The organism is Mycobacteriales bacterium (genome assembly GCA_040902655.1).
Lineage (GTDB): Bacteria > Actinomycetota > Actinomycetes > Mycobacteriales > SCTD01 > SCTD01.
In genome coordinates this window covers 1-25077 of record JBBDWV010000005.1, presented here as the reverse complement: position 1 = coordinate 25077, position 25077 = coordinate 1, and the positions used below count along the sequence as shown (strand labels likewise).

Below are 25077 nucleotides of genomic sequence, written 5' to 3'. Positions count from 1 at the left end.
GTACAGGTGCTCATATCACTGAAATATCTCGCCGGGCTCCGGCAGTCGGAGGGCAATCCGCCGCTGCTTCCGCTCAGCGGAAGAGCCGCATAGGCCGTGCCGGCCGTCCGCTCTACGGTGGAGCCGGCGCTCCCCGGGGAGCGTCCCGATCGCGGAGGTGTCCATGAAGCAGGTCGTGCGCCACACCGACAGGTCGGCCCTGCTCGCCGGCTACGCCGCGCCGCCGCCGGAGGTGCACCCCCCGCTGCTGCATGCCGGTTACGGCTCGACCCGCACCCGGGCACCGCTGCGGCCGCCCGTGCCGCTCCCGCAGGGCCTGACCGAACTGACGGGGCCGCTGCTCGGGGAGGACCGGCTCGGCGAGTTCGACCACGACCTGACCCGACAGCACGACGGCGAACCGGTCGGGCAGCGGATTCTCGTCCAGGGCCGCGTGCTGGACGGTGCCGGCCGGCCGGTGCCGCGCACCTTGGTGGAGATCTGGCAGGCGAATGCCTCGGGCCGCTACGTGCACGCCGGGGACCGCTGGCCCGGTGCGCTCGACCCGAACTTCACCGGGCTCGGCCGCGCCCTCACCGACGACGACGGGGCCTACCGCTTCGTCACGGTGCGACCGGGTGCCTACCCCTGGGGCAACCATGAGAATGCGTGGCGCCCGGCGCACATCCACTTCTCGCTGTTCGGCCGCGCGTTCACGCAGCGGCTCGTCACGCAGATGTACTTCCCCGACGACCCGCTGCTCGAGATCGACCCCATCCTGGATGCGGTGCCCGCTCAGGCGCGGCGCCGGCTGGTGAGCGCCTACGATCACGGCATCACGCAGCCCCAGTGGGCGCTGGGCTACCGGTTCGACATCGTCCTGCGCGGTCCGGAGGCCACTCCGTGGGAGACCGCCGAGGAGCATGAGTCATGAGCCCGCTCCCGCTGACGCCGTCGCAGACGGTCGGCCCCTACCTGTCGATCGGCCTGCGCTGGGAGGACGGGCCGTACGTCGTCGCGCCAGGGACGCCGGGCGCGGTCTGGCTGCGCGGGCGTGTCCTCGACGGCAACGGTGACGTCGTCCCGGATGCGCTGGTGGAGACGTGGCAGGCCGATCCGGCGGGGCGGTTCGACCACCCCGACGACCCGCGTGGAGCCAGTGGGAGCGGCTTTTGCGGCTTCGGGCGATCCGAGACCCTCGACGGGGAGTACGCCGTCCTGACGGTCAAGCCCGGCCAGGTGCCGGACGCCGCCGGCGGCCTGCAGGCGCCGCACGTCGACGTGTCGGTGTTCGCCCGCGGGCTGCTCGACCGGCTCGTGACCAGGCTCTACTTTGCGGACGAACCGGAGGCCAACGCGCGCGACCAGGTGCTCGCCGGGCTGCCGGACGACGCCGCCCGCAACACCCTGCTCGCTCAGCCCTGCGGTGACGGCTACCGCCTCGACATCGTGTTGCAGGGGAGCGATGAGTCCGTCTTCTTCGCCCTCTGAAAGCCTGTTCGGCGGCATCTTCGGCCGGGGCGGTGCCGCGGCCGAGGTGAGCGACGCCGGCTGGCTGCGGGCGTTGCTCGACACCGAGGCCGCCCTCGCCCGCGCCGGCGCGCAGGCCCGACTGTTCCCGGTCGACGTCGCCCAGGCGATCACCGTCGCGTGCGCCGACGCGGAGCGCTACGACGTCGCCGACCTCGGCCGGCAGGCGGCGGACGCCGCCAATCCCGTGGTCCCGCTGGTGCGTGCGATCGAACGGCTCGCCGGTGAGGCCGGGGCGCACGTGCACCAGGGTGCGACCAGTCAGGACATCCTCGACACCGCCTCGATGCTCGTGGCTCGGCGGGCGTTGCAGCCGCTGCGCGCCGACCTGCGGGCCGCCGCCGAGGCCGCGGCGGAGCTCGCGCGCCGGCACGGCGACACCGTGATGGTCGGTCGCACCCTGCTGCAGCAGGCCGTGCCCACGACGTTCGGGCTGAAGGCCGCCGGCTGGGCGCTGGCCCTGCACGGGGCGGAGCGGCGGCTGGCCGCCGTCGAGGCAGGTCTCCCGGCCCAGCTCGGGGGCGCTGCCGGCACCCTCGCCGCACTTGGCGGAGCGGGCGGCCAGGTGCTGGCCGCACTCGCCGGGGAGCTCGGGCTCGCGACGCCGGTCCTGCCGTGGCACACCGCGCGGCTGCCGATCGCCGACCTCGCCGGTGCACTGGGGACGGGCGCGGGCGTGACGACGAAGGTCGCGCTCGATGTCGTCCTGCTGGCCCAGACCGAGGTCGCGGAGGTGGCGGAGGGCACGCCCGGCCGCGGAGGATCCTCGGCCATGCCCCACAAGCGCAACCCGGTCGCGGCGCTGTCGGCCCGGGCCGCCGCCCGCCGTGCCCCTGCCCTCGTGGCGACGCTGCTCGCGGCGATGGAGCAGGAGCACGAGCGCGGCGCCGGGACGTGGCAGAGCGAGTGGGAGCCGCTGTCGGACCTGCTGCGTTGCGCGGGCAGCGCCGCGGCCTGGCTGCGCGACAGCCTCGAGCACCTGGTCGTCAACCCCGCCCGGATGTGGGCGAACCTCGACGCCACCGGTGCCGAGCTCGCCGCCGAGGCGGTCGCCGACACGCTCAACCCGGTCCTCGGGCGCAGCCGGGCCCACGACGTGGTCTCGGCGGCCGTGAGCCGTGCCCGGGCGCAGGCACTGCCGCTGCGCGACGTGCTGCTCGCCGACCCGGCAGTCCGCGGCCGGCTCGACGCGGCACAGCTGGACGCGCTGCTCGACCCGGCGCAGCACGTCGGCGAGGCACAGCGGCTCGTCGACCTTGCCCTGGCCGCGCTCGCCGCACCGACCCCGAGGAGCAGCCCATGACCGCCGTCGCCGTGCACGCCGTCGTGGAGGGGCCGGCCGACGCTCCGGCCGTGCTGCTGATCGGCTCGCTCGGCAGCACGCTCGAGATGTGGGACCCACAGGTGGCTGCGCTGGCCGAACGCTTCCGCGTCGTGCGGTACGACGCGCGCGGGCACGGCCGCTCGCCGGTGCCAGCCGGCCCGTACTCGCTCGACGACCTGGTCGACGACGCTGTCGCGCTGCTGGACCGGCTCGGGATCGAGAGTGCCTGTGTGGTCGGGCTGTCGCTCGGCGGGATGACCGCGCTGCGGCTGGCCGCCCGGGAGCCGCACCGGGTCGACCGCCTCGCGGTGCTGTGCAGCTCGGCTCTACTGGGGCCCGCCCAGAGCTGGACCGACCGGGCTGCGCTGGTCCGCGCAGAGGGAACGTCCACGGTCGCCGCCACGGTCGTGACTCGCTGGTTCACCGACGACCTGCGCGCCCGGGACGCGGCCACCGTCATCAGGATGGAGCAGATGGTGGCCGGCACGCCGGCGGAGGGCTATGCCGGCTGCTGCGAGGCGATCGCCACGATGGACCTGCGGACCGACCTCGCCCGCGTCAGCGCCCCCACCCTTGCGCTCGCCGGTGCCGACGACCCGGCCACTCCGCCGGAACACCTCGCAGCGGTCGCCGACGGCGTCGCCGACGGTCGGCTCGTCGTGCTGCCGAAGGCCGCACACCTGGCCAGCTGGGAGCAGGCGGTCGCGGTGAACGCCGTTCTGCTCACGCATCTTCCGGGAGGCGCGACCGATGCCGGCCGGCACGCCGCGGGCATGCGGGTACGACGGGCCGTCCTCGGGGACGCGCACGTCGATGCCGCCGTGGCGCGTACGACGGGCTTCACCGCGGCCTTCCAGGACCTCATCACGCGGCACGCCTGGGGCGACGTGTGGTCCCGGCCGGGACTCGACCGTCGGACCCGCAGTCTGCTCACCCTTGCGCTGCTCACCGCTCTCGGACACGAGCGCGAACTGGCGATGCACGTCCGCGCCGCCCTCATCAACGGGGTGACGCCGGCCGAGATCACCGAGGTGCTGTTGCACAGCGCCGTCTACGCAGGGGTCCCAGCCGCCAACAGCGCCTTCGCCGCCGCGCAGGAGGTGCTCGGCCAGCTCGCCCCGGACCCGGCTACCGCCGTCCCCCCACAGGAGGACTGAGCGTTGGACAAGCTCGTCACGAACGCCGCCGAGGCGGTGGCCGACATCCCGCACGGCGCGAGCATCGCGGTCGGCGGCTTCGGGCTCTCCGGGATTCCATGGGTGCTCATCGCGGCCCTGCTCGAGCAGGGCGCGAGTCGGCTGACCATCGTCTCCAACAACTGCGGCGTCGACGGCGCCGGTCTGGGGGTGCTGTTGGCCCAGGGACGTATCGACCGCGTCATCGCCTCCTACATCGGCGAGAACAAGGAATTCGCGCGGCAGTTCCTCGGCGGCGAGTTGCAGGTCGAGCTGACGCCGCAGGGGACCCTCGCCGAACGCATGCGGGCCGGGGGAGCCGGCATCGCCGCCTTCTTCACACCGACGGGCGTCGGGACCATGGTCGCGGACGGCGGGCTGCCGTGGAGGTACGACCCGGACGGCGGCGTGGCCATGTCCTCCCCGCCCAAGGAGGTGCGGGAGTTCTCGCTGGGCGGGCGCCGCCGCGAGTACGTCCTCGAGGAGGGCATCGTCACCGACGTCGCCCTCGCCCGGGCGGCCGTGGCCGACCGGCACGGCAACGCCGTCTTCCATGCCGCTGCCCGCAACTTCAATCCCGCCGCCGCCATGGCGGGACGGCTCACGGTGCTGGAGGCCGAGCGGATCGTCGAGCCGGGGGAGATCCCGCCGGACGAGGTGCACCTGCCGGGCGTGTTCGTACAGCGGGTGGTCGCGTTGACGCCGGAGCAGGCGGACGACAAGCGGATCGAGAAGCGGACGACCAGCGTCCGGCCGGACGCACCGGCCGCCGGCGCCGGAGAGGAGCTCGGGTCCTGATGGCCTGGACACGCGACGACATGGCCGCCCGGGCCGCGCGCGAGCTGCGCGACGGGGAGTACGTCAATCTGGGCATCGGGCTGCCGACGCTCATCCCGAACCACCTGCCGCCGGACGTCCACGTCGTCCTGCAGAGCGAGAACGGCATCCTCGGCACCGGCCGCTACCCGTACGAGGACGAGGTCGACCCCGACCTCGTCAATGCCGGCAAGGAGACGGTGACGACGCAGCCGGGAGCGTCCTTCTTCGACTCGCCGACGTCCTTCGCGATGATCCGCGGGGGGCACATCGACGCGGCCGTGCTCGGGGCGATGCAGGTCTCGGCGCGGGGTGACCTGGCGAACTGGATGGTGCCCGGCAAGCTGGTCAAGGGCATGGGCGGAGCAATGGACCTGGTGCACGGCGCGAAGCGGGTCATCGTCCTCATGGAGCACGTCGCCAAGGACGGCGCGCCCAAGGTCGTCGAGGAATGCTCCCTGCCCTACACCGGCCGGCGCGTGGTGCAGCGGATCATCACCGATCTCTGTGTCCTGGACGTGACGGAGGACGGCCTCGTCCTGCGTGAGACGGCACCCGGCGTGCGGCTGCAGGACGTCCGGGACAGCACCGGTGCAGCGTTCACCGTCGCTCCCGACCTGACGCAGGCCGATTAGGCCGCTGCCGGGACCTGAGTCCGCACCGACCGGCGGGACGGCCGTGCTGGCTTCGGCTTTCGCGCCAGGGCCGACGCGCTTAAGGTCGGCGAGTGACCGAGCTGCTGATTGTGACCACCCGATCGCGGCTGCGGAGCATCTTCTCCTTTCCGCCGATGATGATCGCGACGCGGCGGGTGCGTCGGCAGCTGGGCCACACGGAGGGCGTGGTGCGCTGGGCGAGCGTCGTGTCCAGCCCCACGGAGTTCTGGACCATCACGGCCTGGCGCAGCCGCCACGAGATGCAGGAGTTCATGCGCTCGGACGCGCACGGCGACATCATGTGGGGCTTCTCCCGGCTGCTCAGCTCGCTGTGGCTGGTCCGCTGGCGGCCGACGGCCCACGAGGTCGGCACCTGGGCCGGCGTCAGCTTCGCCCCGCAGGCCCCCTCACCGACACCACCGGCCGGTCACCTGCTGCCCCCTGTGCTGAGCGAGATCGTCGGTCCGGATGGCGTGATCAGCTTCGACTCGTCACCGGAGGCGCGGCGGGCACGTGAGCAGATGAAGGGCGTCGGCGGTGCCGTTTTCAGCGTGCAGACGCCGCGGCGGCGGTTCCCGGCCGCCTGGCTGCGCATCGCCCGGTACCGGCGGCGCCTGTTCGCCGACCCGGCGCTGTTGCGCAGCGTCGTGGGGCTGGGTAGCGGCGGGGCGTGCTACCTGCTCTGCGTCTGGCGGACACCGCAGGACGCGGCGCGGATGCTCGACAGCGACTGGGCCGCGGGGATGCAGAAGCGTTACGGTGCTCTCTACTGGGCCAGCCAGTGGCTTCCGGAGAGCGAGTTCGGCAACTGGGACGGCCTGCGCCTGCGCGGCGAGCAGCGCCGCGTCCCGCACAAGCCCGGGTAGCCGCCGCCCTGGTCACACAGGCCGGCGGCTCTCGGGCGTTGCAGCACGTCGGGGGACAGAAGCCGCCCTCCGACCCGAGCAGCGGGCCGAGTGGCATGCGGTCGCTGCTAGCCCAGCGGGGAGTTCTTCGCGTTCTCGGGGTTGCGTCCTCTCACCGGCGGGTTCCCGTCCGGAGGCTCGTCCTCCCCGGACCTGACGGTGCGGGCCTTCGTGCCGGTGTCCTTGTCGGTCGTGCTCCGTGCCGGTGCCGCGTCGACTGCTCCCGGCTTGTTCGGCGGCGGCGACGTGCTGGCTTCGGCCGACTTCTCGGCGGCCGACTTGTCGGTGCTCTCTCCTGCAGTTCCTGGCCTGGTCACGAATATGCTCCTTTTCGGGAAAGCGTTCACCTCTCCTGCCCCGGCTGAGGCCGAGTATGCGAGGACGGCCCGGTTGCGGTGGTGATCTCCTCAGCCCCGTCGGGCTCCGGCTGGGCGGACGGAGTCGGCGGCGGAGGGGCTCCGGGCTCCACCTCCGCGAACTGCTGGCGCGCGTAACGGATGCCTACAGCGGCCACCGCAACGACCGGCACGGACAGGAAGGCGCCGGTGATGCCGGCCAGCGTGGCACCTGCGGTGACGGCCAGGATGACGACCGCCGGATGTAGGTCAAGGGTTCGTCCGACCAGGATCGGCTGCAGGACGTTGCCTTCCAGTTGCTGGACGACGAGCACCAGGACAACCACGATCAGCGCGCTGGTCGGGCCGTTGGTGACGAGGGCGACCAGCGCCGCCAGGGCACCGCTGACCACAGCCCCGATGATGGGGATGAAGGCGCCGAAGAAGACCAGCACCGCCAGCGGCAGCGCGAGCGGCACCCCGAGCACGACGAGCCCTATCCCGATGAAGACCGCGTCGACCAGGCCGACCGCCGCCTGTGCCTTGATGAAGCCGGACAGCGTGGCCCATGAGCGCTCGGCGACTGCGCAGACGTGCGGCGCCGCGCGGGAGCCGACCAGCGTGCCCAGCCAGGGCAGGAACTTCGGCCCGTCCTTCAGATAGAAGAAACAGAGCACCACGGCGAGCAGCCCGGTCAGCACCGCCGAACCGGCCGCGGCCGCGCCGGTCAGGATGCGGGTGGCGATGTTGCGGGCGTTGGCCTGCAGTTCCCGGATGACGTTGTCGACGGTCGAGCCGATCTGCTCCTCACCCAGGTTGAACGGCGGCCCTGTCAGTCCCTTCTGCAGCTCGCCCAGGCCGGCCGCCACCTGATCTGCCAACTCCTGCGCCTGCCCGGTGACCTGTGGCGCGAGCCCGCCCACCACTCCCGTGAGCAGCAGCAGCGCGGCGAGCAGGACGCTGAGCGCCGACAGGGCCGCGGGAACTCGGTGTCGGCGCAGGAAGCGTACGGGGGGCCACAGGACGGTGGCGAGCAGCAGCCCGAGCAGGACGGGCAGCAGGACGACCCAGAGCTTGCCGGCCAGGTAACCGAGCACGAGGACCGCGAGCACGACGAGCAGGAAGCGTCCGCTGGCGGTCGCCGCCCGGGCGAATGCCGCACCTGCGGCCGCCTCGCGTGCGTGGGAGGTCGCCTCGCGTGGGCGGGAGGTCGCCTCGCGTGGGAGGGAGGTCTCGCTCCCTTCACCGGACGGGCACGCGACGGCCGGTGCGGACCCGGCGCCGCTGCGCATGACATCGTTCCCGGTCTGGTCGTCAGTGCTCACGTCCCGCAGCCTGCCCCACCTGCACTCCGGCGACTCCGTGCCGCGTCTGGTGTCGGATGCCATATAGAGGGGAGGGCGGGGCAGTGCCGCCAGCGAGTCGGGGAGCTCGACCGGACCGAGCCGACGCCACCGCATCGGGCCCACCTGACCGGACCGCGTCGACCCGACCGAACCGAGGAGACCCTGCCGAACCGAGGAGAGTTGTGCCGACGACAGAACCCCTCCGCCAGCTGGGGCTTCCCCAGGGTGTGCGCCTGTGCCTGTTCGACCTCGACGGGGTGCTCACCGACACCGCCGCCGTGCACACCGTCGCGTGGGCGTCGATGTTCGACGCCTACCTGCAGGAGCGTGACGGGCCGGCCTTCGTCCCCTTCGATCCCGGCAGCGACTACACGCGGTATGTGGACGGGAAGCCGCGGGCCGACGGCGTCCGGTCCTTCCTGCAGTCGCGGGACATCGCGCTGCCGGACGGCCACCCGGACGACGGCCCGCACCGGGAGACGGTGCACGGGCTCGGTGCCCGCAAGAACGAGCTGGTGCTCGCGCTGATCGACCGGGACGGAGTGGAGGTCTTCGCGCCTTCGGTCCGCTACCTCGAGGCGGTACGCGCCGCCGGCCTGCGCACGGCGGTCGTCTCCTCCAGCGCGAACACCGGGCAGGTGCTGGAGGTGACCGGTCTGGCCCCGCTGCTGGACCTGCGCATGGATGCGCTGGTCGCGCGCGAGCAGGGCCTGGCCGGCAAACCGGCGCCGGACACCTTCCTGGCCGCAGCGGCCGGCCTCGGCGGTGGGCCGCACGACGCGGCGGTCTTCGAAGATGCGCTTGCCGGCGTGCAGGCCGGCGCTGCGGGAGGATTCGCGTACGTCGTCGGCGTGGACCGCGCAGGCCAGGCGGAGGCGCTGCGTCGCGCCGGCGCCCACCGCGTCGTGCGCGAGCTCGACGAGCTGCTGGAGGTTGCATGAACCGGCAAGGCTTCCCGGTCGAGCCATGGTGCCTGCGCGAGCCGCAGCTCGACCTCGAACGGCTCGCCCGCACCGAGTCGCTGTTCACCGTCTCCAACGGCCACGTGGGGCTGCGCGGCAACCTCGACGAAGGCGATCCGCATGTGCTGCCGGGCACCTATCTCAACTCGGTCTGGGAGCACCGCCCGCTGCCGCACGCCGAGGGCGGCTACGGCTACCCGGAGTCGGGTCAGGCGGTCATCAACGTCACCAACGGCAAGCTGGTCCGGCTGCTCGTCGACGACGAGCCGTTCGACGTGCGGTACGGCGAGTTGCGCCGGCACGAGCGCTGCCTGGACTTCCGGGCCGGCCTGCTGGACCGACAGGTGGAGTGGAGTTCACCCGCGGGCCAAAAGGTCCTCGTCCGGTCACGCCGGATGGTGTCGCTGACCCAGCGGGCCGTGGTCGCGCTCTGCTATGAGGTCGAGCCGGTCGGCGCCCCCGCGCGCGTGGTCATCCAGTCGGAGCTGGTGGCCGACGAGGAGCTGGTCGAGCTGGCCAAGGGCGACCCTCGAGCGGCAGCCGCCCTGGCCCACCCGCTGATCTCCGAGGAGTTCTCGGCGGCCGGCACCAGCGGGCACCTCGTGCACCGCACCCGGTCGAGTGGCATCCGCGTGGCCGCGGCGATGGAGCACGTCGTGCAGGCACCCGACGGGGTGGTGGTCGACATCGGCGCCGACGCGGTCGAGGACTGGGCCCGGACCAGCATCACCGCCCGGCTCCAGCCCGGCCAGCGGCTCCGGGTGATCAAACTGGTGACCTACGGCTGGTCAGGGCACCGCTCACTGCCCGCGGTCCGGGACCAGGTCGCTGCTGCGTTGACGGCTGCCTGCGCCACCGGATGGGACGCGCTGGTGGCCGATCAGCGGGAGTATCTCGATGCCTTCTGGGATCGCGCCGACGTCGAGGTCGACGGCGACCCCGAGCTGCAGCAGGCGGTCCGTTTCGGACTCTTCCACGTCCTTCAGGCAGGGGCGCGCGGCGAGCGCCGGCCCATCTCGGCCAAGGGCCTCACCGGTCCCGGCTACGACGGACATGCCTTCTGGGACACCGAGACGTTCGTGCTGCCGGTGCTCACCCACACCACCCCCGGTGCGGCTGCCGACGTCCTGCGCTGGCGGCACTCGACAATGCCCCTGGCGATCGAACGGGCGGCCGTGCTGGGGCTGCGCGGGGCTGCTTTCCCGTGGCGCACCATCAACGGCGAGGAGTGCTCGGGCTACTGGCCGGCCGGCACTGCGGCCTTCCATGTGAATGCCGACATCGCCGTCGCGCTCGCCCGGCACGTCGCGGCAACGGGAGACATCGCGCTGGAACGCGAGATCGGCGTCGACCTGCTCGTGCAGACCGCACGGCTGTGGCTGTCGCTGGGCCACCGGACGATGAGCGGGGCGTTCCGGATCGACGGCGTCACGGGCCCGGACGAGTACAGCGCGGTCGCCGACAACAACGTGTTCACCAATCTCATGGCGGCCCGCAACCTGCGCGCCGCCGCCGACGTCGCGGCCCGCCATCCCGACCTCGCCGCGCTGCTGAGCGTCGGCGCCGAGGAGGTCGCGGCCTGGCGGGACGCCGCGGCCGCGATGCATGTGCCGTACGACGAGGTGCTGGGCGTGCACCCGCAGTCGGAGGGCTTCACCGCGCACGCCCGGTGGGACTTCGCGGCGACCACCGCGCAGGAGTACCCGCTGATGCTGCACCACCCGTACTTCCAGCTCTACCGCAAGCAGGTCGTCAAGCAGGCCGACCTCGTGCTCGCGATGCAGCTGTGCGGGGACGCCTTCACCCCCGAGCAGAAGCGGCGCAACGTCGACTACTACGAGCCCCTCACGGTGCGGGACTCCTCGCTCTCGTCGGGCACGCAGGCGGTGCTCGCCGCCGAGGTGGGCTATCTCGGCCTGGCCTACGACTACGCCGCCGAGGCGCTGCTTATGGACCTGCGGGACCTGCATGCCAACACGGCAGGCGGCCTGCACATGGCCTCCCTCGCCGGCGGCTGGACCGCGCTCGTCGCCGGCTTCGGCGGGATGCGCGACGAGGCAGGGATGTTGTTCTTCGATCCCGGCCTGCCGGAGGGTCTGGACCGGCTCGCGTTCCGGCTGGTCCGCGGCACGGGCGTGCTGCACGTCGAGGTCCTGCCCCAGTCGGTCCGCTACGAGCTGCTACGTGGCGAGGAGCTGCTGGTCGTCCGGCACCTGGACGAAGAGCTCGAGCTGAAGGCCGGTGACCCGGTGACCCGGCCACTGGAGCACCGGACCAACGGCGAGACGCCGCCGGCCCAGCCCACCGGACGCACCCCGGCCCGCCGCCGGACCACCTGATTGCAGCTGACCGGACGCTCCGTCCGCGCCTCTGGCACAGTCCTGGCACGACCGGAACCGATCAGGAGGTGGCGTGGCGCAGGCGACCTGGCAGCGCGTACAGCGCTCGTCGTCCGCGCTCAGCAGCACCTGTGTCCGGGCGATGGAGGACCTGCCGTGGTTCGGGGCACTGCCGGCCGAACAGCGGTCGTACGTGGGGCTGGTCGTGCAGGCCGGGTTGTCGGCCTTTGCCCAGTGGTTGCGCCGGCCGGGCCAGCCGCTGCCGGTCGGGCCGGAGGTGTTCGCCGCCGCACCCCGCGAGCTCGCGCGCTCGGTCAACCTGAAGCAGACCGTCCAGCTGATCAGGGTGGTCGTCGGTGTCGTGGAGCAGGCGGTGCCGTCGCTGGCTGCTCCCGGTGACGAGGCGGTCCTGTCGGAGGCGGTGCTCCGCTACTCCCGCGAGATCGCCTTCGCCGCGGCCGACGTCTACGCCGCGGCGGCCGAGTCGCGCGGCGCCTGGGACTCGCGGGTCGAGGCCGGCATCGTCGATGCGCTGGTGCGTGGCCACGCCGGCGAGCTGACCCTCTCGCGGGCGACGTCCCTCGGCTGGAGCCGGGTGGACTGGGTGGTCGCCCTCGCTGCGCCGGCGCCACCCGACCTCGACCTGCCCCAGCTGCGGGCCGGCGCCCGGCACAGCGGGCTGTCCCTGCTGACGGGTGAGGTCGCCGCGGCGCTGGTGCTCGTCGTCGGCGGTACCACCTCGGTGGAGTCCGCGGTGGCGCAGCTCGCCGCGGCGCTCCCGGCGGACCCGGTCGTCGTGGGCCCGCTCGCGTCCGAGCTCGCCACCGCGTCGCCGTCGGTGCAGGAGGCGCTGGCCGGCCTGGCGGCTGTCCGGGCCTGGCCGCAGGCCCCCCGGCCCGTCGCCTCGGACCTGCTGCTGGCCGAGCGGGCCGTTCTGGGCGAGGAGGCGGCCCGCCGCCGGCTGCTGGAGGAGGTCTACAGGCCACTCGAACGTGCGGGCGGCGACCTGCTGGCCACCGCGGCCGCCTACCTCGAGGGCGGGGGCTCGGTCGAGGGCGCCGGGCGCACGCTCTTCCTGCACCCGAACACTGTCCGTTACCGGCTCAGGAAGCTGGCCGAGGTGACCGGTCACGACATCACGACTCCCCGTGACGGGCTGGTCGTCAGGCTCGCACTGCTCCTCGGGCGTGTCCGGGCGTTGTAGGTTACGGACAATCCCTGGCGCGGTTCTCCGTCTGGGCCGGCTGCGTTCCTCCGGCCGTACGGCGGGCAGTCTGTAGGGGTGCCTCTCCTTCTCTCGCCCGGTCAGGGCGCCCAGTCCAGCGGAATGCTGCGCGCCTGGCTCGAGTTCCCCGATGCCGCCGCCTCGATCGGTCGCTGGTCCGAACTCAGCGACCTCGACCTGCTCCAGCTCGGCACCGCCGCGCCGGCCGACGTCGTCCGCCGCACCGAGGTGGCCCAGCCGCTGCTGACGGCCCTCGCCCTGCTGAGCGGCCGGGCGCTGCTCGGCGGGAACCGTCCCACGCAGGTCTGCGGCCACAGCGTCGGCGAGCTGTCGGCGCTGGCGCTGGCCGGCGTGCTGACCGACGACGAGGCGGTCGTGCTGGCAGCCGGTCGTGGCCGGCTGATGGCCCAGGCCGCGGCGGCACGGCCCACCGGCATGGCGGCTGTGCTCGGTGGCTCGCTCGACGAGGATGCGCTGGCCGAGGCCGGGCTCGAGTTGGCCACCGTCAACGTCGCGGGTCAGCTGGTGGTCGGGGGTCCGGTCGAGGCGCTCGACGCCTGGAGGCCGCCCAGCGGCGCACGGGTGCGCCGCCTGGACGTCGCCGGCGCCTTCCACACCACCGCCATGGCGCCGGCGGTGCCCGACTTCGCCGCCCTCGTCGCCCAGCTTGACCCGCGAGAGGCGCAGTGCGACGTCCTGGCCAATGCCGACGGCGCAGCGCTGCGGGACGGGCGGGCGCTGCTCGACCGGTTGGTGGGCCAGCTGACCCGCCCGGTCCGCTTCGACCTCTGCCTGGCCGCGGCGACCGGGCCGGCCGTCGAGCTCGCCCCGGCCGGAGTTCTCGCCGGGCTGGTCAAGCGGGGCCGGCCGGACCTGACCGTGACCGCGCTGCGTACGCCCGAGGACCTGTTGGTGACGGCGTGAGAGGCGTCGGTCTGCTCGGCGTCGGGGCGCACCGACCGGCGCTGCGGGTCGACAACGTGCTCATCGCCGAGCGGATCGACTCCAGCGACGCGTGGATCCGCGAGCGCAGTGGCATCGTCACGCGCGGCGTCGCGGGCGAGGACGAGTCGGTGGTCGACATGGCCGTCACCGCCGGCGGCAAGGCACTGGCCGCCGCCGGTGTGACCGGGGCCGACGTCGACCTGGTCCTGCTCGCGACCTGCTCGATGCCCGGGCCGCTGCCCGGCGGCAGCCCCGAGATCGCCTACCGGCTGGGCGCCCACCACGCCGGCGGCTCCGACATCGGCGCCGGCTGTGCAGGTTTCACCTATGCCCTGGCCCTGGCGGCGGATGCGGTACGGGTGGGTACCGCCGACCACGTGCTCGTCATCGGCTCCGAGAAGCTGCTCCCGCTGGTCGACCCCGACGACCGCGGGACGGCCTTCCTGTTCGGGGACGGGGCCGGCGCGGCCGTCGTCGGGCCGACGCAGCAGGACGGCATCGGCCGGGTCGTGTGGGCCAACGACGGGGGACAGGCCGACCGGCTGGTCATCGACGGCTCACCACTGCTGATGCGCATGGACGGGCGGGCGATCTACCGCTGGGCGACCACCGCCCTGCCCGGCCTGGCCCGCCGGGCCTGCGCGCAGGTCGGCATCGAGCCGGCCGAGCTGGCGGCCTTCGTCCCGCACCAGGCCAACCTGCGTATCACCGAGTCGGTCGTCAAGAGCCTGGGCCTGCCGCCGTCGGTCGTGGTCGCCCGCGACGTGGTGGACAGCGGCAACACCAGCGCCGCCTCCATCCCGCTCGCCCTCACCCGCCTCGTCGAGGAGGGGGCGGTGCGCCGCGGCGACCCCGTCCTGCTGCTCGGGTTCGGCGCCGGGCTCACCGCTGCCGGCTCCGTCGTCCACTGTCCCTGAACACATGTCCCTGAACCCCACATACACCAAGGAGATCTCATGACCACCGCTTCCACCATGTCCAAGGCCGAGCTGCTCGCCGGACTCGCCGAGGTACTCGAGGAGGTCGCCGGCACACCGGCCGACAAGGTCGTCCCGACGGCCACCTTCGACGGCGACCTCGACATCGACTCACTCACCATGGTCGAGGTCGTCGTGGCCTGTGAGGAGCGCTTCGAGGTCCGGATCCCGGACGAGGCCCTCGAGGGTCTGCGCACCGTCGGCGACGCCGTCGACCACATCTCCGGGGCGGACAAGTGACCTCAACACCGACCCGCGGGGTCGCCATCACGGGCCTGGGCGCGCTCACGCCGCTCGGTCCCGACGTCGATGCGCTCGAGGAGGGCCTGCTCAGCGGGCGCTCCGGGGTGCGGCTGCTCGACGGGCCGGAGTTCGCTGATCTGCCGGCGCGGCTGGCTGCCACCGTCGACCTGACCGACCGGCTCGACCGGGTCGAGGCGCGCACGCTCGACCGGGTCCAGCAGGTCGCGCTGGTCGCGGCGCGTGAGGCGTGGTCCGACGCCGGCGCGCCCGAGGTCGCTCCCGAGCGGCTCGCCGTCGTGATCGGATCCGGCATCGGCGGGGCGCTGACGATCCTCGGACAGAACGAGGTGCTTCGCGAGAAGGGCCCCCGCCGGGTCAGCCCGCACCTCGTGCCGATGCTCATGCCCAACGGACCGGCGGCGACGGTCGGCCTCGAGATCGGCGCCCGCGGCGGTGTGCACTGCCCGGTGAGTGCCTGTGCCTCCGGCGCCGAGGCGCTCGCGGTGGCGCTCGAGCTGCTGCGCTCGGGTCGTGCCGACGTCGTCGTGACCGGTGGCGCCGAGGCGTGCGTCCACCCCCTGCCGCTGGCGGGCTTCGCGCAGATGCGCGCGCTGTCCACCCGGCACGACGCTCCCGAGGCCGCCAGCCGGCCGTACGACAAGGGGCGCGACGGCTTCGTGCTCGGGGAGGGCGCCGGCGTGCTGGTGCTCGAGACCGAGGCGCACGCCGCGGCCCGTGGAGCCACCGTGCACGGCCGGCTGGCCGGCGCCGGCCTGGCCAGCGACGCCCACCACGTGACCGCCCCGGATCCGAGTGGGGCGGGCGCGGCCCGGAGCATCACCGCCGCCCTGCGCGACGCCGGTGTCGGTCCGGACGAGGTCGGCCACATCGACGCGCACGCCACCTCCACCCCGCTCGGCGACCTGGCCGAGGCGCGGGCACTCAACATCGCCCTCGGCGCGCACCGCCCGCCCGTCACCGCGCCGAAGTCCTGCACCGGGCATCTGCTCGGGGCAGCCGGCGCCGTCGAGGCGATCGCCGCCGTCCTGGCCCTGAAGTCCGGTGTCGTCCCGGCGATCCGCAACCTCGACGACCTGGACGACGCTGCCGACGTGGACGCCGTCCGCACCGTCGGACGCCGGCACCCCCACGAGGTCGCGCTCAGCACGTCCTTCGGTTTCGGGGGCCACGACGTCTCGCTGGTGCTCACCCGATGACCAGCCGCGACGAGGTGCCGGGCGGGCAGCAGAACCGGCACCGGAACGACCACCGGCCCCCGTCGCTGTGAGCTCCACCCTGCTCCCGACCACCGGCACACTCGGCGGCGTCGCCTACACCGTCCACGGCAGCGGCGGCCCGGTCACCGTCTTCGCGCACGGGCTGGGCGGGTCGTCGGCCGAGACGCGACCGCTGTCCGCACGCGTCCCCGGCACCCGGGTGCTGCTCGACTTCCGCGGCCACGGCGCGAGCGACGCACTGGAGGACGGTTGGGACTACGACCTGCTCGCCGAGGATCTGCTCTCGGTCGCCGACGCCAGCGGCGCCACCCAGGCTGTCGGGCTGTCCGTCGGCTCCGGCGCGCTGCTGCGGGTGCTGTCCCGGGACCCGAAGCGGTTCGAGCGGATCGCGATGGTGATGCCGGCGGCGATCGACGAGGGCCGCGACGACGGTGCCACCCTGGCGATCCGCCGGCTGGGCCAGGCGATCGACGATCAGGACATCGACGCCGTCACCGAGCTGCTGCTCGCCGAGCTGCCGCCCGACGTCCGCTCCCGGCGCGGAGTGGCCTTGCTGCTGCGCCGCCGTGCGGCCGGGCTGGTCACCCGGCCGGCCCCCCGGCCACGCCGGCCGGACCGGCCGGTGCACGACCGGGCCGTGCTGGCCACCGTCAGAGCGCCCGCCCTCGTCGTGGCGCAGGAGGAGGATCCGCTGCACGCCCTCGAGCTCGCCGTCGAGCTCACCGCCGCACTCCCCGACGCCGCCCTGGTCACCCTCCCCGCCGGCGGCGTCTTCTGGACGGCGCCGGCGCACGCCGCCGACGCCCTGGCCCGACATTTTTCGGAGGCCTCATGAATGGCACGCTGTCCGAGCACCTCACCGACCGCCTCGAGCAGGCGATGGACCGGCACCTGTCGATCGCCCAGGACTGGCTCCCGCACGAGTACGTGCCCTGGGAGCAGGGCAGCGACTACGCCGAGCTGCCGTGGGAGCAGACGCAGAGCCGGCTGACCGCACCCGTACGCGCCGCCGTCGCGCTCAACCTGCTGACCGAGGACAACCTGCCCGGCTACCACGGCGAGCTGGTACGCATCTACGGCGATTCCGAGCCGTGGCGGGCCTGGCTCGATCGGTGGACCGCCGAGGAGGGCCGGCACGGCATCGTGCTGCGCGACTACCTCGTCGTCACTCGGGCCGTCGACCCGGTCGCACTCGAGGTCGACCGGATGGCGACCGTCTCCGGCGGCTTCCGCGCGCCGGACAAGGACCTGCTGCGCACGATCGCGTACGTCGCCTTCCAGGAGCTGGCCACGCGGGTCTCGCACCGCAACACCGGCCGGCTCTCCGACGACCCCGGCCTCGACCGGCTGCTGGCCCGGGTGGCGACGGACGAGAACCTGCACATGGTGCTCTACCGCGACCTGATGCAGGCGGCGCTCGAGGCCGAGCCGGCTGCGGCGCTGCGCGCGATCGTCCAGGAGGTGGCCGGCTTCACGATGCCCGGCACCGGCATCCCGGGCTTCACCCGCCGGGCCGCTGTCGTGGCCAAGGCCGGCATCTATGACCTGCAGGTGCACCGGGACGACGTCGTCGCACCGCTGCTGCGCTACTGGGACATCTTCGAGCTCGAGGGGCTGCCGGCGGAGGCGGAGGAGGCGCGCGGGGACCTCTCCCTGGTGCTGGCCGAGCTGGACTCCCGGGTGGAACGGCTGCTGTCGCGCCGTGAGCGGGTCTCCGCATGACCGGGCTGCTCGAGGGCAAACGGCTGCTGGTCACCGGTGTGCTGACCGAGCAGTCCATCGCCTTCTCCGTGGCGCGTACCGCTGCGGAGCAGGGCGCCACCGTCGTGCTCACCGGCTTCGGCCGGGCGATGTCGCTGACCACCCGGATCGCCCGCCGGCTGCCCGGTGAGCCGCCGGTCGTCGAGCTGGACGTCACCTCGCCGGACGACCTGCAGATGCTGCCGAAGCGCGTCGGTGAGCACGTCGACGGGCTGGACGGTGTGCTGCACGCGATCGGCTTCGCGCCGGCGGGGGCGCTCGGCTCGGGTGTGCTGCAGACCGACTGGGCCGACGTCGGTACCGCGCTGCACGTGTCGACCTGGTCCTACCCCGCCCTGGCCGGCGCCTGCCTGCCGATGCTCACCCGCGGCGGGTCGTACGTCGGCCTGGACTTCGACGCGCGGGTGGCCTGGCCGGCGTACGACTGGATGGGTGTGGCCAAGGCCGGCCTGGAGTCGGCGAACCGCTACCTCGCCCGGGACCTGGGCCCGCACGGTGTGCGGGCCAACCTCGTCGCGGCCGGGCCGCTGAAGACGATGGCGGCCAAGAGCATCCCCGGCTTCGAGAAGTTCGAGCAGGCCTGGGCCGAGCGCGCCCCACTGGGCTGGGACGTACGCGACCCGGAGCCTGTCGCGCGCACCTGCGTGGCCCTGCTGTCCGACTGGTTCCCGGCCACCACCGGCACCGTCGTCTACGTCGACGGGGGCTTCAGCGCCGTCGGCGTCTGATCACCACCGCGGCTACTGTGACGCCGTGGAGGAGCGCGGGTGCCGATCGCGCCTGAGGCCGTGGCTGGAGGGTCGGGCGGCGGTCACCGCGGTCGGGCTGCTGTCTGCGGCCGCGGCGATGACCGCGTGGGGAACCATCTCGCACGACATCGGGCCGCTCGAGACGCGGCTGTCGCTCGTACCCTCGCTGTCCGGCGGGATCACGGTCGGTGTGCCGCCGCTGGGGCGGCTGGAGCTGCCGACACACGCGGGGCCGCTGCAGGTCAGTGCGACCGTCACCGGCATCGACCCGGCGCGGGCACGCGCGCTGCTGGGGGCCAGCAACCCCGGCCGCACCGTGACGGCACAAGTCACCGCGGACTCCCAGGACGCGCTGGCCGCCGCCGCGGCGCGCTCGCTGCTGGTGGCCCTGGCCGCGGCGGCCCTCACCTGTGCGGTGGTGTTCCGTCGCCGCCGAGCCGTCCTCGGCGGCACGGCGATGGCCGCGCTCGCACTCGCTGCGTCGGCGACCGTCGCCGCCACGACGCTGCGCACGGAGGCGCTGAACGAGCCGACCTTCGACGGTCTGCTCATCCAGGCGCCTGCGCTGATCGGCCGGGTGCAGGACTTCGACGCCTACAGCGAGCGCCTCGCGCAGTTGACGGCCAACGTCGCCGGGGTCTACGGCAGTCTGGCGACCCTGCCGGCCGCGCCGCCCGCGGACAGCACCCGGGTGCTGTGGGTGTCCGACATCCACAACAATCCACAGAGCTTCACGGTCATGAGCCAGCTTCTCGAGCAGTTCGACGTCTCGGCGATCGTCGACACCGGCGACATCGTCGACGTGGGCAGCGAGGTCGAGAACCGCCTGCTGAGTCGCATCGGCACCTTCGGTGTGCCCTACCTCTACGCCCGGGGCAACCACGACTCGCGCATCGTCACGCAGGCCTTCATCGAGAAGCAGCCGAACGCCCGCGCGCTCGAGGCCGGTGAGGTGGTCGAGGTGGCGGGGATCCGTTTCGCCGGCATCGGCGACCCGCTGTTCCGGCCGAACAAGGCACAGAAGGGTGACGCGGAGGCCAACGAGGCAAAGCTGCTCGCTGCGGGGGAGCGGCTGCTGGCGGCGATCGATGACGACCCGGCTCCGGTCGACGTCGTCCTGGTGCACAACCCGAAGGTGGCCGAGCCGCTCTTCGGCAGGGTGCCGCTGATCCTGGACGGCCACACGCACGAGCGGCGGCACCGCACGGGAGCCGGAACCCTCGAGCTGACCCAGGGATCCTCCGGTGGGGCCGGGCTGCGCACGCTCGACGAGGGCGAGGCGCTGCCGCTGCAGATGTCGGTCCTGCACTTCGACGAGGTGGGCGCGTTGCTGGCCGTCGACGACATCACCGTCGGCGGCCTCGGCCAGCGCTCGGTGACCGTCGAGCGCCGGGCGCCGTCGTCCTACGGTGACCTGTCGAAGAGCGCCGAGCCGCCGGTGTAGGACCGGGGACGCGGCCGCCCGACCCGCACGTCCGGTCCGGCCCTCCGGCGCTGCCTGACGGCTAACCTTCGCCCGTGGACGAGGCCAGGCTCCAGAGCTGTGCGGATCCCGGCAGCGCCGGCTTCGCGCAGAACGCCGACACCCTGCGACGGCTCGCCGACGACCTGCGCAGCCGGGTCGAGCAGGCGCGGCTCGGCGGTCCGCCCAGGAGCCGGGAGCGGCACACCGCGAGGGGCAAGCTGCTCCCGCGCGAGCGGGTCGACACGCTGCTCGACCCGGGCAGCCCCTTCCTGGAGCTGTCGGCGCTGGCGGCCGACGGGATGTACGACGACGAGGCGCCGGGCGCCGGGCTGATCACCGGGATCGGGCGGGTCTCCGGCCGCGAGTGCGTGGTCGTGGCCAACGACGCGACCGTCAAGGGCGGCACCTACTACCCGATGACGGTGAAGAAGCACCTGCGGGCGCAGGAGGTGGCTCTGCACAACCGGCTGCCCTGCGTCTATCTCGTCGACTCCGGCGGTGCCTTTCTCCCCCGTCAGGACGAGGTGTTCCCCGACCGCGAGCACTTCGGCCGGATCTTCTTCAACCAGGCGACGATGAGCGCCCAGGGCATCGCGCAGATCGCCGCCGTGCTCGGCAGCTGCACCGCCGGCGGCGCGTACGTCCCGGCGATGGCCGACGAGGCCGTCATCGTGCGGGACCAGGGGACCATCTTCCTCGGTGGACCCCCGCTGGTGAAGGCCGCGACCGGTGAGGTCGTCACTGTCGAGGACCTCGGTGGCGGCCTGCTGCACAGCCGGACCTCCGGGGTGACCGACCACCTGGCCGACGACGACCGGCACGCGCTGCGCATCGTCCGCCGGATCGTCTCCACTCTCGGGCCGCGCGCCGCGAAGCCTTGGGAGACCCGCGATCCGGAGGAGCCGGCCGTCGATCCCGCCGAACTCTACGGCGTCGTCCCCGCGGACCCGAGGACGCCGTACGACGTGCGCGAGGTCGTCGCGCGGCTGGTGGACGGCAGCCGTTTCGCGGAGTTCAAGGCAGAGTACGGCGCCACCCTCGTCACCGGATTCGCGCACGTGCATGGGCACCCGGTCGGCATCGTCGCCAACAACGGCGTGCTGTTCGGCGAGAGCGCCCTCAAGGGCGCGCACTTCGTCGAGCTGTGCGACAAGCGCTCGATCCCCCTGCTGTTCCTGCAGAACATCACCGGCTTCATGGTCGGGCGCGAGTACGAGGCGGGCGGCATCGCCAAGCACGGCGCGAAGATGGTCACCGCCGTCGCCTGCGCCCGGGTCCCGAAGCTGACCGTCGTCATCGGCGGGTCCTTCGGCGCCGGCAACTACTCGATGTGCGGCCGGGCCTACTCGCCGCGCTTCCTGTGGATGTGGCCCAACGCGCGGATCTCGGTGATGGGCGGGGACCAGGCCGCCTCCGTGCTTGCCACCGTCCGCCGTGACCAGCTCGGCGACGGCTGGAGCGCAGCGGAGGAAGAGGCGTTCAAGGCGCCGATCCGCGAGCAGTACGAGGAGCAGGGGAACCCCTACTACTCGACCGCGCGGCTCTGGGACGATGGTGTGATCGACCCGCTCGACACGCGCACCGCGGTCGGTCTGGCCCTGTCCACCTGCGCGAACGCGCCGCTGGCTCCGGTCTCCTACGGCGTCTTCCGGATGTGACCCACATGTTCGACACCGTTCTGGTCGCCAACCGCGGCGAGATCGCCGTCCGCATCACCCGGACGCTGCGCCGCCTCGGCATCCGGGCCGTCGCCGTCTACTCCGACGCGGACGCCGGGGCGCGGCACGTGCGGGAGGCCGACGTCGCCGTGCGGCTGGGTCCGGCGCCGGCCCGGGAGTCCTACCTGAGTGTGGAACGGCTGCTGGAGGCGGCCGCCCGGACCGGGGCGCAGGCGGTGCACCCCGGCTACGGCTTCCTCGCCGAGAACTCCGCCTTCGCGCGCGCCTGCGCCGACGCCGGACTGGCCTTCGTCGGCCCGCCGGCGGGAGCCGTCGAGGTCATGGGCGACAAGATCCGCGCGAAGCAGACGGTGCGCGCGGCCGGTGTGCCGGTCGTCCCCGGCCGCACCGATCCGGGGATGACCGACGCCGACCTGCACGCGGCAGCGGACGAGGTCGGCTACCCCGTCCTGGTGAAGCCGTCCGCCGGCGGCGGTGGCAAGGGGATGCGTCTGGTACGCGAGAAGGCCGAGCTGCCAGCGGCTCTGGTCAGTGCCCGCCGCGAGGCCGCGTCCAGCTTCGGGGACGACACGCTGTTCCTCGAACGCTTCGTCCGGCTGCCCCGGCACCTCGAGGTGCAGGTGCTGGCCGACACGCACGGCTCGGTCGTGCACCTCGGCGAGCGCGAGTGCAGCCTGCAGCGCCGGCACCAGAAGATCATCGAGGAGGCTCCGTCGGTGCTGCTCGACCAGGCCGGCCGGACGCGGATCGGCGCGGCGGCCGTCGACACCGCCCGGTCGATCGGCTACACGGGCGCCGGAACGGTCGAGTTCATCGTCTCGGCCGACGCGCCCGACGAGTTCTTCTTCATGGAGATGAACACCCGGCTGCAGGTCGAGCATCCGGTCACCGAACTCGTCACCGGCCTCGACCTGGTCGAGCAGCAGCTGCGGGTCGCCGCCGGCGAGCGGCTGGCCTTCACCCAGGACGACGTCCGGCTCACGGGGCACGCAGTGGAGGCGCGCATCTATGCCGAGGATCCCGCTGGCGGCTTCCTGCCGACCGGCGGCCCGGCGCTGCTCGTCCGTGAGCCGGCAGAGCAGGGCGTGCGGGTCGACAGCTCGCTGCTCGAGGGCGCCGAGGTCGGTACGACCTACGACCCGATGCTCAGCAAGGTGATCGCGTGGGGACCGGACCGGGCCACCGCACTGGCCCGGCTGGACCGCGCCCTGGCCGCCAACGTCGTGCTCGGCGTCGGCACCAACACCGATTTCCTGCGGGCGCTGCTCGGGCACCCCGAGGTCCGGGCCGGCCGGCTGGACACCGGCCTGGTCGAGCGGGAGCTCGCCGGGCTGGTCGGCGCAGCGGTCCCGCCGGCGGCATACGCCGCGTTCGCACTCTGCCGCCTGCAGCAGCGGCCGGGTGGGGACCCGTGGGAGGCCGTCGGCGGCTGGCGGCTGTCCGGCACCGCGCCCAGCAGCTGGACCGTCGCCGGGCCGGACGGCTTGCCGCTGCGCATCACCGCCACAGGGACGACCGACGCCGCGACCGTCCGGGTCGGTGCCGGCGAGCCGCTGCAGGCTGCCGGCACAGCACTGCCGGACGGCCTGCTGCTGACGGTGGACGGCCGGACCGGACGCGTCCTGCTGACCGTCCATGGAGCGACGACCTGGCTGCACCTGGACGGCGCGACGTACGCCCTGCACGAGGTGCCGCCGGAACGGGTGGGCGCGGGTGCGGGGACGCACGACGGGGAGGTCCGCAGCCCGATGCCGGGAGCCGTCATCGCGGTCGGGGCCGAGGTCGGCGACACCGTCGGGAAGGGGGACGTGCTGCTGGTCGTCGAGGCGATGAAGATGGAGCACGCGCTGGGTGCTCCCTTCGACGGGGTGCTGGAGGCGCTGCCGGTCCGCGTAGGTGACCAGGTCGCCGTCGGGCAGTTGCTCGCGACGGTGTCGGCGCCCGGCGGGGCTGGCTGAGCTGCCGCGTCTAGGCTCCCGGTTTGGACAGGAAGAGGTGGGAAGCGTGGCCCTGATGCCCGTCACCGACGCGGTCTTCCTGCTTCCCGAATCGCGCGAGCAGCCGATGCACGTCGGTGGCCTGCAGCTGTTCGACCTGCCGGCGGGTGCCGGCAAGGACTACCTCGGTGAGCTCTACCGCGACTGCATCCAGGTGCAGGACGTCGCGCCGCTGTTCACCAGACGGCCACACCGCTCCCCGCTGACCCTTGGCCAGTGGGTATGGCGTGAGGACGAGGCGATCGACCTCGAGCACCACGTCCGGCACTCCGCGCTGCCCGAGCCGGGCCGGGTACGCGAGCTGCTGGCCCTGACCTCCCGGCTGCACGGCACGTTGCTCGACCGCAGGCGTCCGCTGTGGGAGGCGCACCTCGTCGAGGGCCTGGAGGGCGACCGCTTCGCGGTCTACACCAAGCTCCACCACGCGTTGATGGACGGCGTCTCGGCCCTGCGGCTGCTGCAGCGGACGCTGTCGCCCGACCCCGACGCGCGCGACGTCCCCGTCCCGTGGGCGCGCCGCGCCCCGACCGGCCCCCCGCGCGAGGAGAAGCCCTCCTCGCGGCTCGCGCTGCCGAGGGCGGCGCTGCAGTTGATCGGCGACGTCGTCGGGCTGGTCCCGACGCTGACGTCGCTGGCCAACGACGCGCTGAGGCATCAGGCCGCCGCGCTGCCGCTGCAGGCGCCCCGCACGATGCTCAACGTCGGCATCAGCGGCAGCCGGCGGTTCGCGGCGCAGTCCTGGCCGATCGAGCGCCTCCGCAGGATCGCCACGGCCGGCGACGCCACGCTCAACGACGTCGTCCTGGCCATGTGCTCGGGTGCGCTGCGGGCCTACCTGCTCGAGCTGGACGCCCTGCCGGCGAGTCCGCTGGTCGCGATGACGCCGGTGTCGTTGCGGACCGAGGACAGCCCGGAGACGAGCAACGCGGTGGGCACCATCCTGTGCAACCTGGGCACCGACCTCGCGCACCCCGGCGCCCGGCTGGTCGCCGTACGCGCCTCGATGCAGCAGGGCAAGGCGACGCTGGCGCGGCTGAACCCGACGCAGGTCACCGCCCTCTCCGGGCTGGTGATGGCGCCGCTGCTGCTCAACTCGGTACTGGCGCTGCACAAGGTGGCCCCGCCGCCGTTCAACCTGATCATCTCCAACGTGCCGGGTCCGCGTGAGCCGTTGTACTGGAACGGCGCGCGGCTGCAGGGGCTCTACCCGCTGTCCATCCCCCTCGACGGGCAGGCCCTGAACATCACGCTGACCAGCTACGCCGGTCAGGTGCACGTCGGCCTGACCGGCTGCCGGCGGACGGTTCCGCACCTGCAGCGGCTGCTCGGCTACCTCGAGGAGGCGCTGCAGGGCCTGGACGAGGTCGTCCGCTAGCCCGAAGTTACGAGTTGGGCGGCGGCGTTCGGCGGCTGTTTCCTTTGCTGGCAAGG

The 25077-nt window shown here is 73.3% G+C and carries 23 protein-coding genes; 21 read left to right on the top strand and 2 right to left on the bottom strand.

Features of this window, described 5'->3' with window-relative positions:
• Window positions 1–163 precede the first annotated feature (163 nt).
• The 7 genes from pcaH (at window position 164) to WD794_01240 (ending at window position 6346) form a co-directional block, all read left to right on the top strand.
• A complete protein-coding gene (gene pcaH, locus WD794_01270) occupies window positions 164–913 on the top strand; it encodes a protocatechuate 3,4-dioxygenase subunit beta (GenBank protein ID MEX2288942.1) in 750 nt (249 codons plus the stop codon).
• On the top strand, window positions 910–1470 hold the full coding sequence (gene pcaG, locus WD794_01265; GenBank protein MEX2288941.1) for a protocatechuate 3,4-dioxygenase subunit alpha: 561 nt from the start codon (window positions 910–912) through the stop codon (window positions 1468–1470). The genes pcaH and pcaG overlap by 4 nt, the downstream gene beginning before the upstream one ends.
• A complete protein-coding gene (pcaB, locus tag WD794_01260; GenBank protein MEX2288940.1) occupies window positions 1445–2812 on the top strand; it encodes a 3-carboxy-cis,cis-muconate cycloisomerase in 1368 nt (455 codons plus the stop codon). Before pcaG ends, pcaB begins: the two co-directional genes overlap by 26 nt.
• Window positions 2809–3990, top strand: coding sequence for a 3-oxoadipate enol-lactonase (gene pcaD, locus WD794_01255; GenBank protein ID MEX2288939.1), 1182 nt, complete (start codon window positions 2809–2811; stop codon window positions 3988–3990). The genes pcaB and pcaD overlap by 4 nt, the downstream gene beginning before the upstream one ends.
• Before the next feature lie 3 nt (window positions 3991–3993).
• Window positions 3994–4806 carry a CoA transferase subunit A gene (locus WD794_01250; GenBank protein MEX2288938.1) on the top strand — a complete coding sequence of 271 codons (813 nt, stop codon included), beginning with the start codon at window positions 3994–3996 and terminating at the stop codon, window positions 4804–4806.
• Entirely contained in the window at window positions 4806–5459 is a 654-nt protein-coding gene (locus tag WD794_01245) for a CoA transferase subunit B (protein MEX2288937.1), read from the top strand. The genes WD794_01250 and WD794_01245 overlap by 1 nt, the downstream gene beginning before the upstream one ends.
• Window positions 5460–5551: 92 nt before the next feature.
• Window positions 5552–6346, top strand: coding sequence for a hypothetical protein (locus WD794_01240; GenBank protein MEX2288936.1), 795 nt, complete (start codon window positions 5552–5554; stop codon window positions 6344–6346).
• Window positions 6347–6453: 107 nt separating this feature from the next.
• Here the strand turns inward: WD794_01240 and WD794_01235 are convergent, their stop codons facing one another.
• On the bottom strand, window positions 6454–6702 hold the full coding sequence (locus tag WD794_01235) for a hypothetical protein (GenBank protein MEX2288935.1): 249 nt from the start codon (window positions 6700–6702) through the stop codon (window positions 6454–6456).
• A 26-nt stretch (window positions 6703–6728) separates the two neighbouring features.
• Window positions 6729–8045, bottom strand: a complete 1317-nt coding sequence (locus tag WD794_01230; GenBank protein MEX2288934.1) for an AI-2E family transporter — start codon at window positions 8043–8045, stop codon at window positions 6729–6731.
• A gap of 203 nt (window positions 8046–8248) precedes the next feature.
• Here WD794_01230 and WD794_01225 point away from each other — a divergent pair, with 203 nt between their 5' ends.
• The 14 genes from WD794_01225 (at window position 8249) to WD794_01160 (ending at window position 25021) form a co-directional block, all read left to right on the top strand.
• The gene (locus WD794_01225) at window positions 8249–9007 is read left to right on the top strand and encodes a beta-phosphoglucomutase family hydrolase (protein MEX2288933.1); all 759 of its coding nucleotides are present in this window, start codon (window positions 8249–8251) and stop codon (window positions 9005–9007) included.
• Window positions 9004–11367 carry a glycosyl hydrolase family 65 protein gene (locus WD794_01220; GenBank protein MEX2288932.1) on the top strand — a complete coding sequence of 788 codons (2364 nt, stop codon included), beginning with the start codon at window positions 9004–9006 and terminating at the stop codon, window positions 11365–11367. Before WD794_01225 ends, WD794_01220 begins: the two co-directional genes overlap by 4 nt.
• Before the next feature lie 73 nt (window positions 11368–11440).
• Window positions 11441–12571: a helix-turn-helix domain-containing protein gene (locus WD794_01215; GenBank protein MEX2288931.1), complete on the top strand. Its 1131-nt coding sequence runs from the start codon at window positions 11441–11443 to the stop codon at window positions 12569–12571.
• Between the two features lie 78 nt (window positions 12572–12649).
• Window positions 12650–13516, top strand: a complete 867-nt coding sequence (locus WD794_01210; protein ID MEX2288930.1) for an ACP S-malonyltransferase — start codon at window positions 12650–12652, stop codon at window positions 13514–13516.
• Window positions 13513–14454, top strand: coding sequence for a beta-ketoacyl-ACP synthase 3 (locus tag WD794_01205; GenBank protein MEX2288929.1), 942 nt, complete (start codon window positions 13513–13515; stop codon window positions 14452–14454). Before WD794_01210 ends, WD794_01205 begins: the two co-directional genes overlap by 4 nt.
• A gap of 39 nt (window positions 14455–14493) precedes the next feature.
• The gene (locus WD794_01200; protein ID MEX2288928.1) at window positions 14494–14754 is read left to right on the top strand and encodes an acyl carrier protein; all 261 of its coding nucleotides are present in this window, start codon (window positions 14494–14496) and stop codon (window positions 14752–14754) included.
• Window positions 14751–15974: a beta-ketoacyl-[acyl-carrier-protein] synthase family protein gene (locus WD794_01195; protein ID MEX2288927.1), complete on the top strand. Its 1224-nt coding sequence runs from the start codon at window positions 14751–14753 to the stop codon at window positions 15972–15974. Before WD794_01200 ends, WD794_01195 begins: the two co-directional genes overlap by 4 nt.
• A gap of 67 nt (window positions 15975–16041) precedes the next feature.
• Window positions 16042–16830, top strand: coding sequence for an alpha/beta hydrolase (locus WD794_01190; GenBank protein MEX2288926.1), 789 nt, complete (start codon window positions 16042–16044; stop codon window positions 16828–16830).
• Window positions 16827–17717, top strand: a complete 891-nt coding sequence (locus tag WD794_01185; GenBank protein ID MEX2288925.1) for an acyl-ACP desaturase — start codon at window positions 16827–16829, stop codon at window positions 17715–17717. The genes WD794_01190 and WD794_01185 overlap by 4 nt, the downstream gene beginning before the upstream one ends.
• Window positions 17714–18484, top strand: coding sequence for an enoyl-ACP reductase FabI (gene fabI, locus WD794_01180; GenBank protein MEX2288924.1), 771 nt, complete (start codon window positions 17714–17716; stop codon window positions 18482–18484). The genes WD794_01185 and fabI overlap by 4 nt, the downstream gene beginning before the upstream one ends.
• Window positions 18485–18509: 25 nt before the next feature.
• On the top strand, window positions 18510–19949 hold the full coding sequence (locus WD794_01175) for a metallophosphoesterase (GenBank protein MEX2288923.1): 1440 nt from the start codon (window positions 18510–18512) through the stop codon (window positions 19947–19949).
• 74 nt (window positions 19950–20023) lie between these two features.
• Entirely contained in the window at window positions 20024–21628 is a 1605-nt protein-coding gene (locus WD794_01170) for a carboxyl transferase domain-containing protein (protein ID MEX2288922.1), read from the top strand.
• A 5-nt stretch (window positions 21629–21633) separates the two neighbouring features.
• Window positions 21634–23607 (top strand): acetyl/propionyl/methylcrotonyl-CoA carboxylase subunit alpha, encoded by a 1974-nt coding sequence (locus WD794_01165; GenBank protein MEX2288921.1) that lies wholly within the window; start codon window positions 21634–21636, stop codon window positions 23605–23607.
• 55 nt (window positions 23608–23662) lie between these two features.
• On the top strand, window positions 23663–25021 hold the full coding sequence (locus WD794_01160; GenBank protein ID MEX2288920.1) for a wax ester/triacylglycerol synthase family O-acyltransferase: 1359 nt from the start codon (window positions 23663–23665) through the stop codon (window positions 25019–25021).
• Window positions 25022–25077 lie beyond the last annotated feature (56 nt).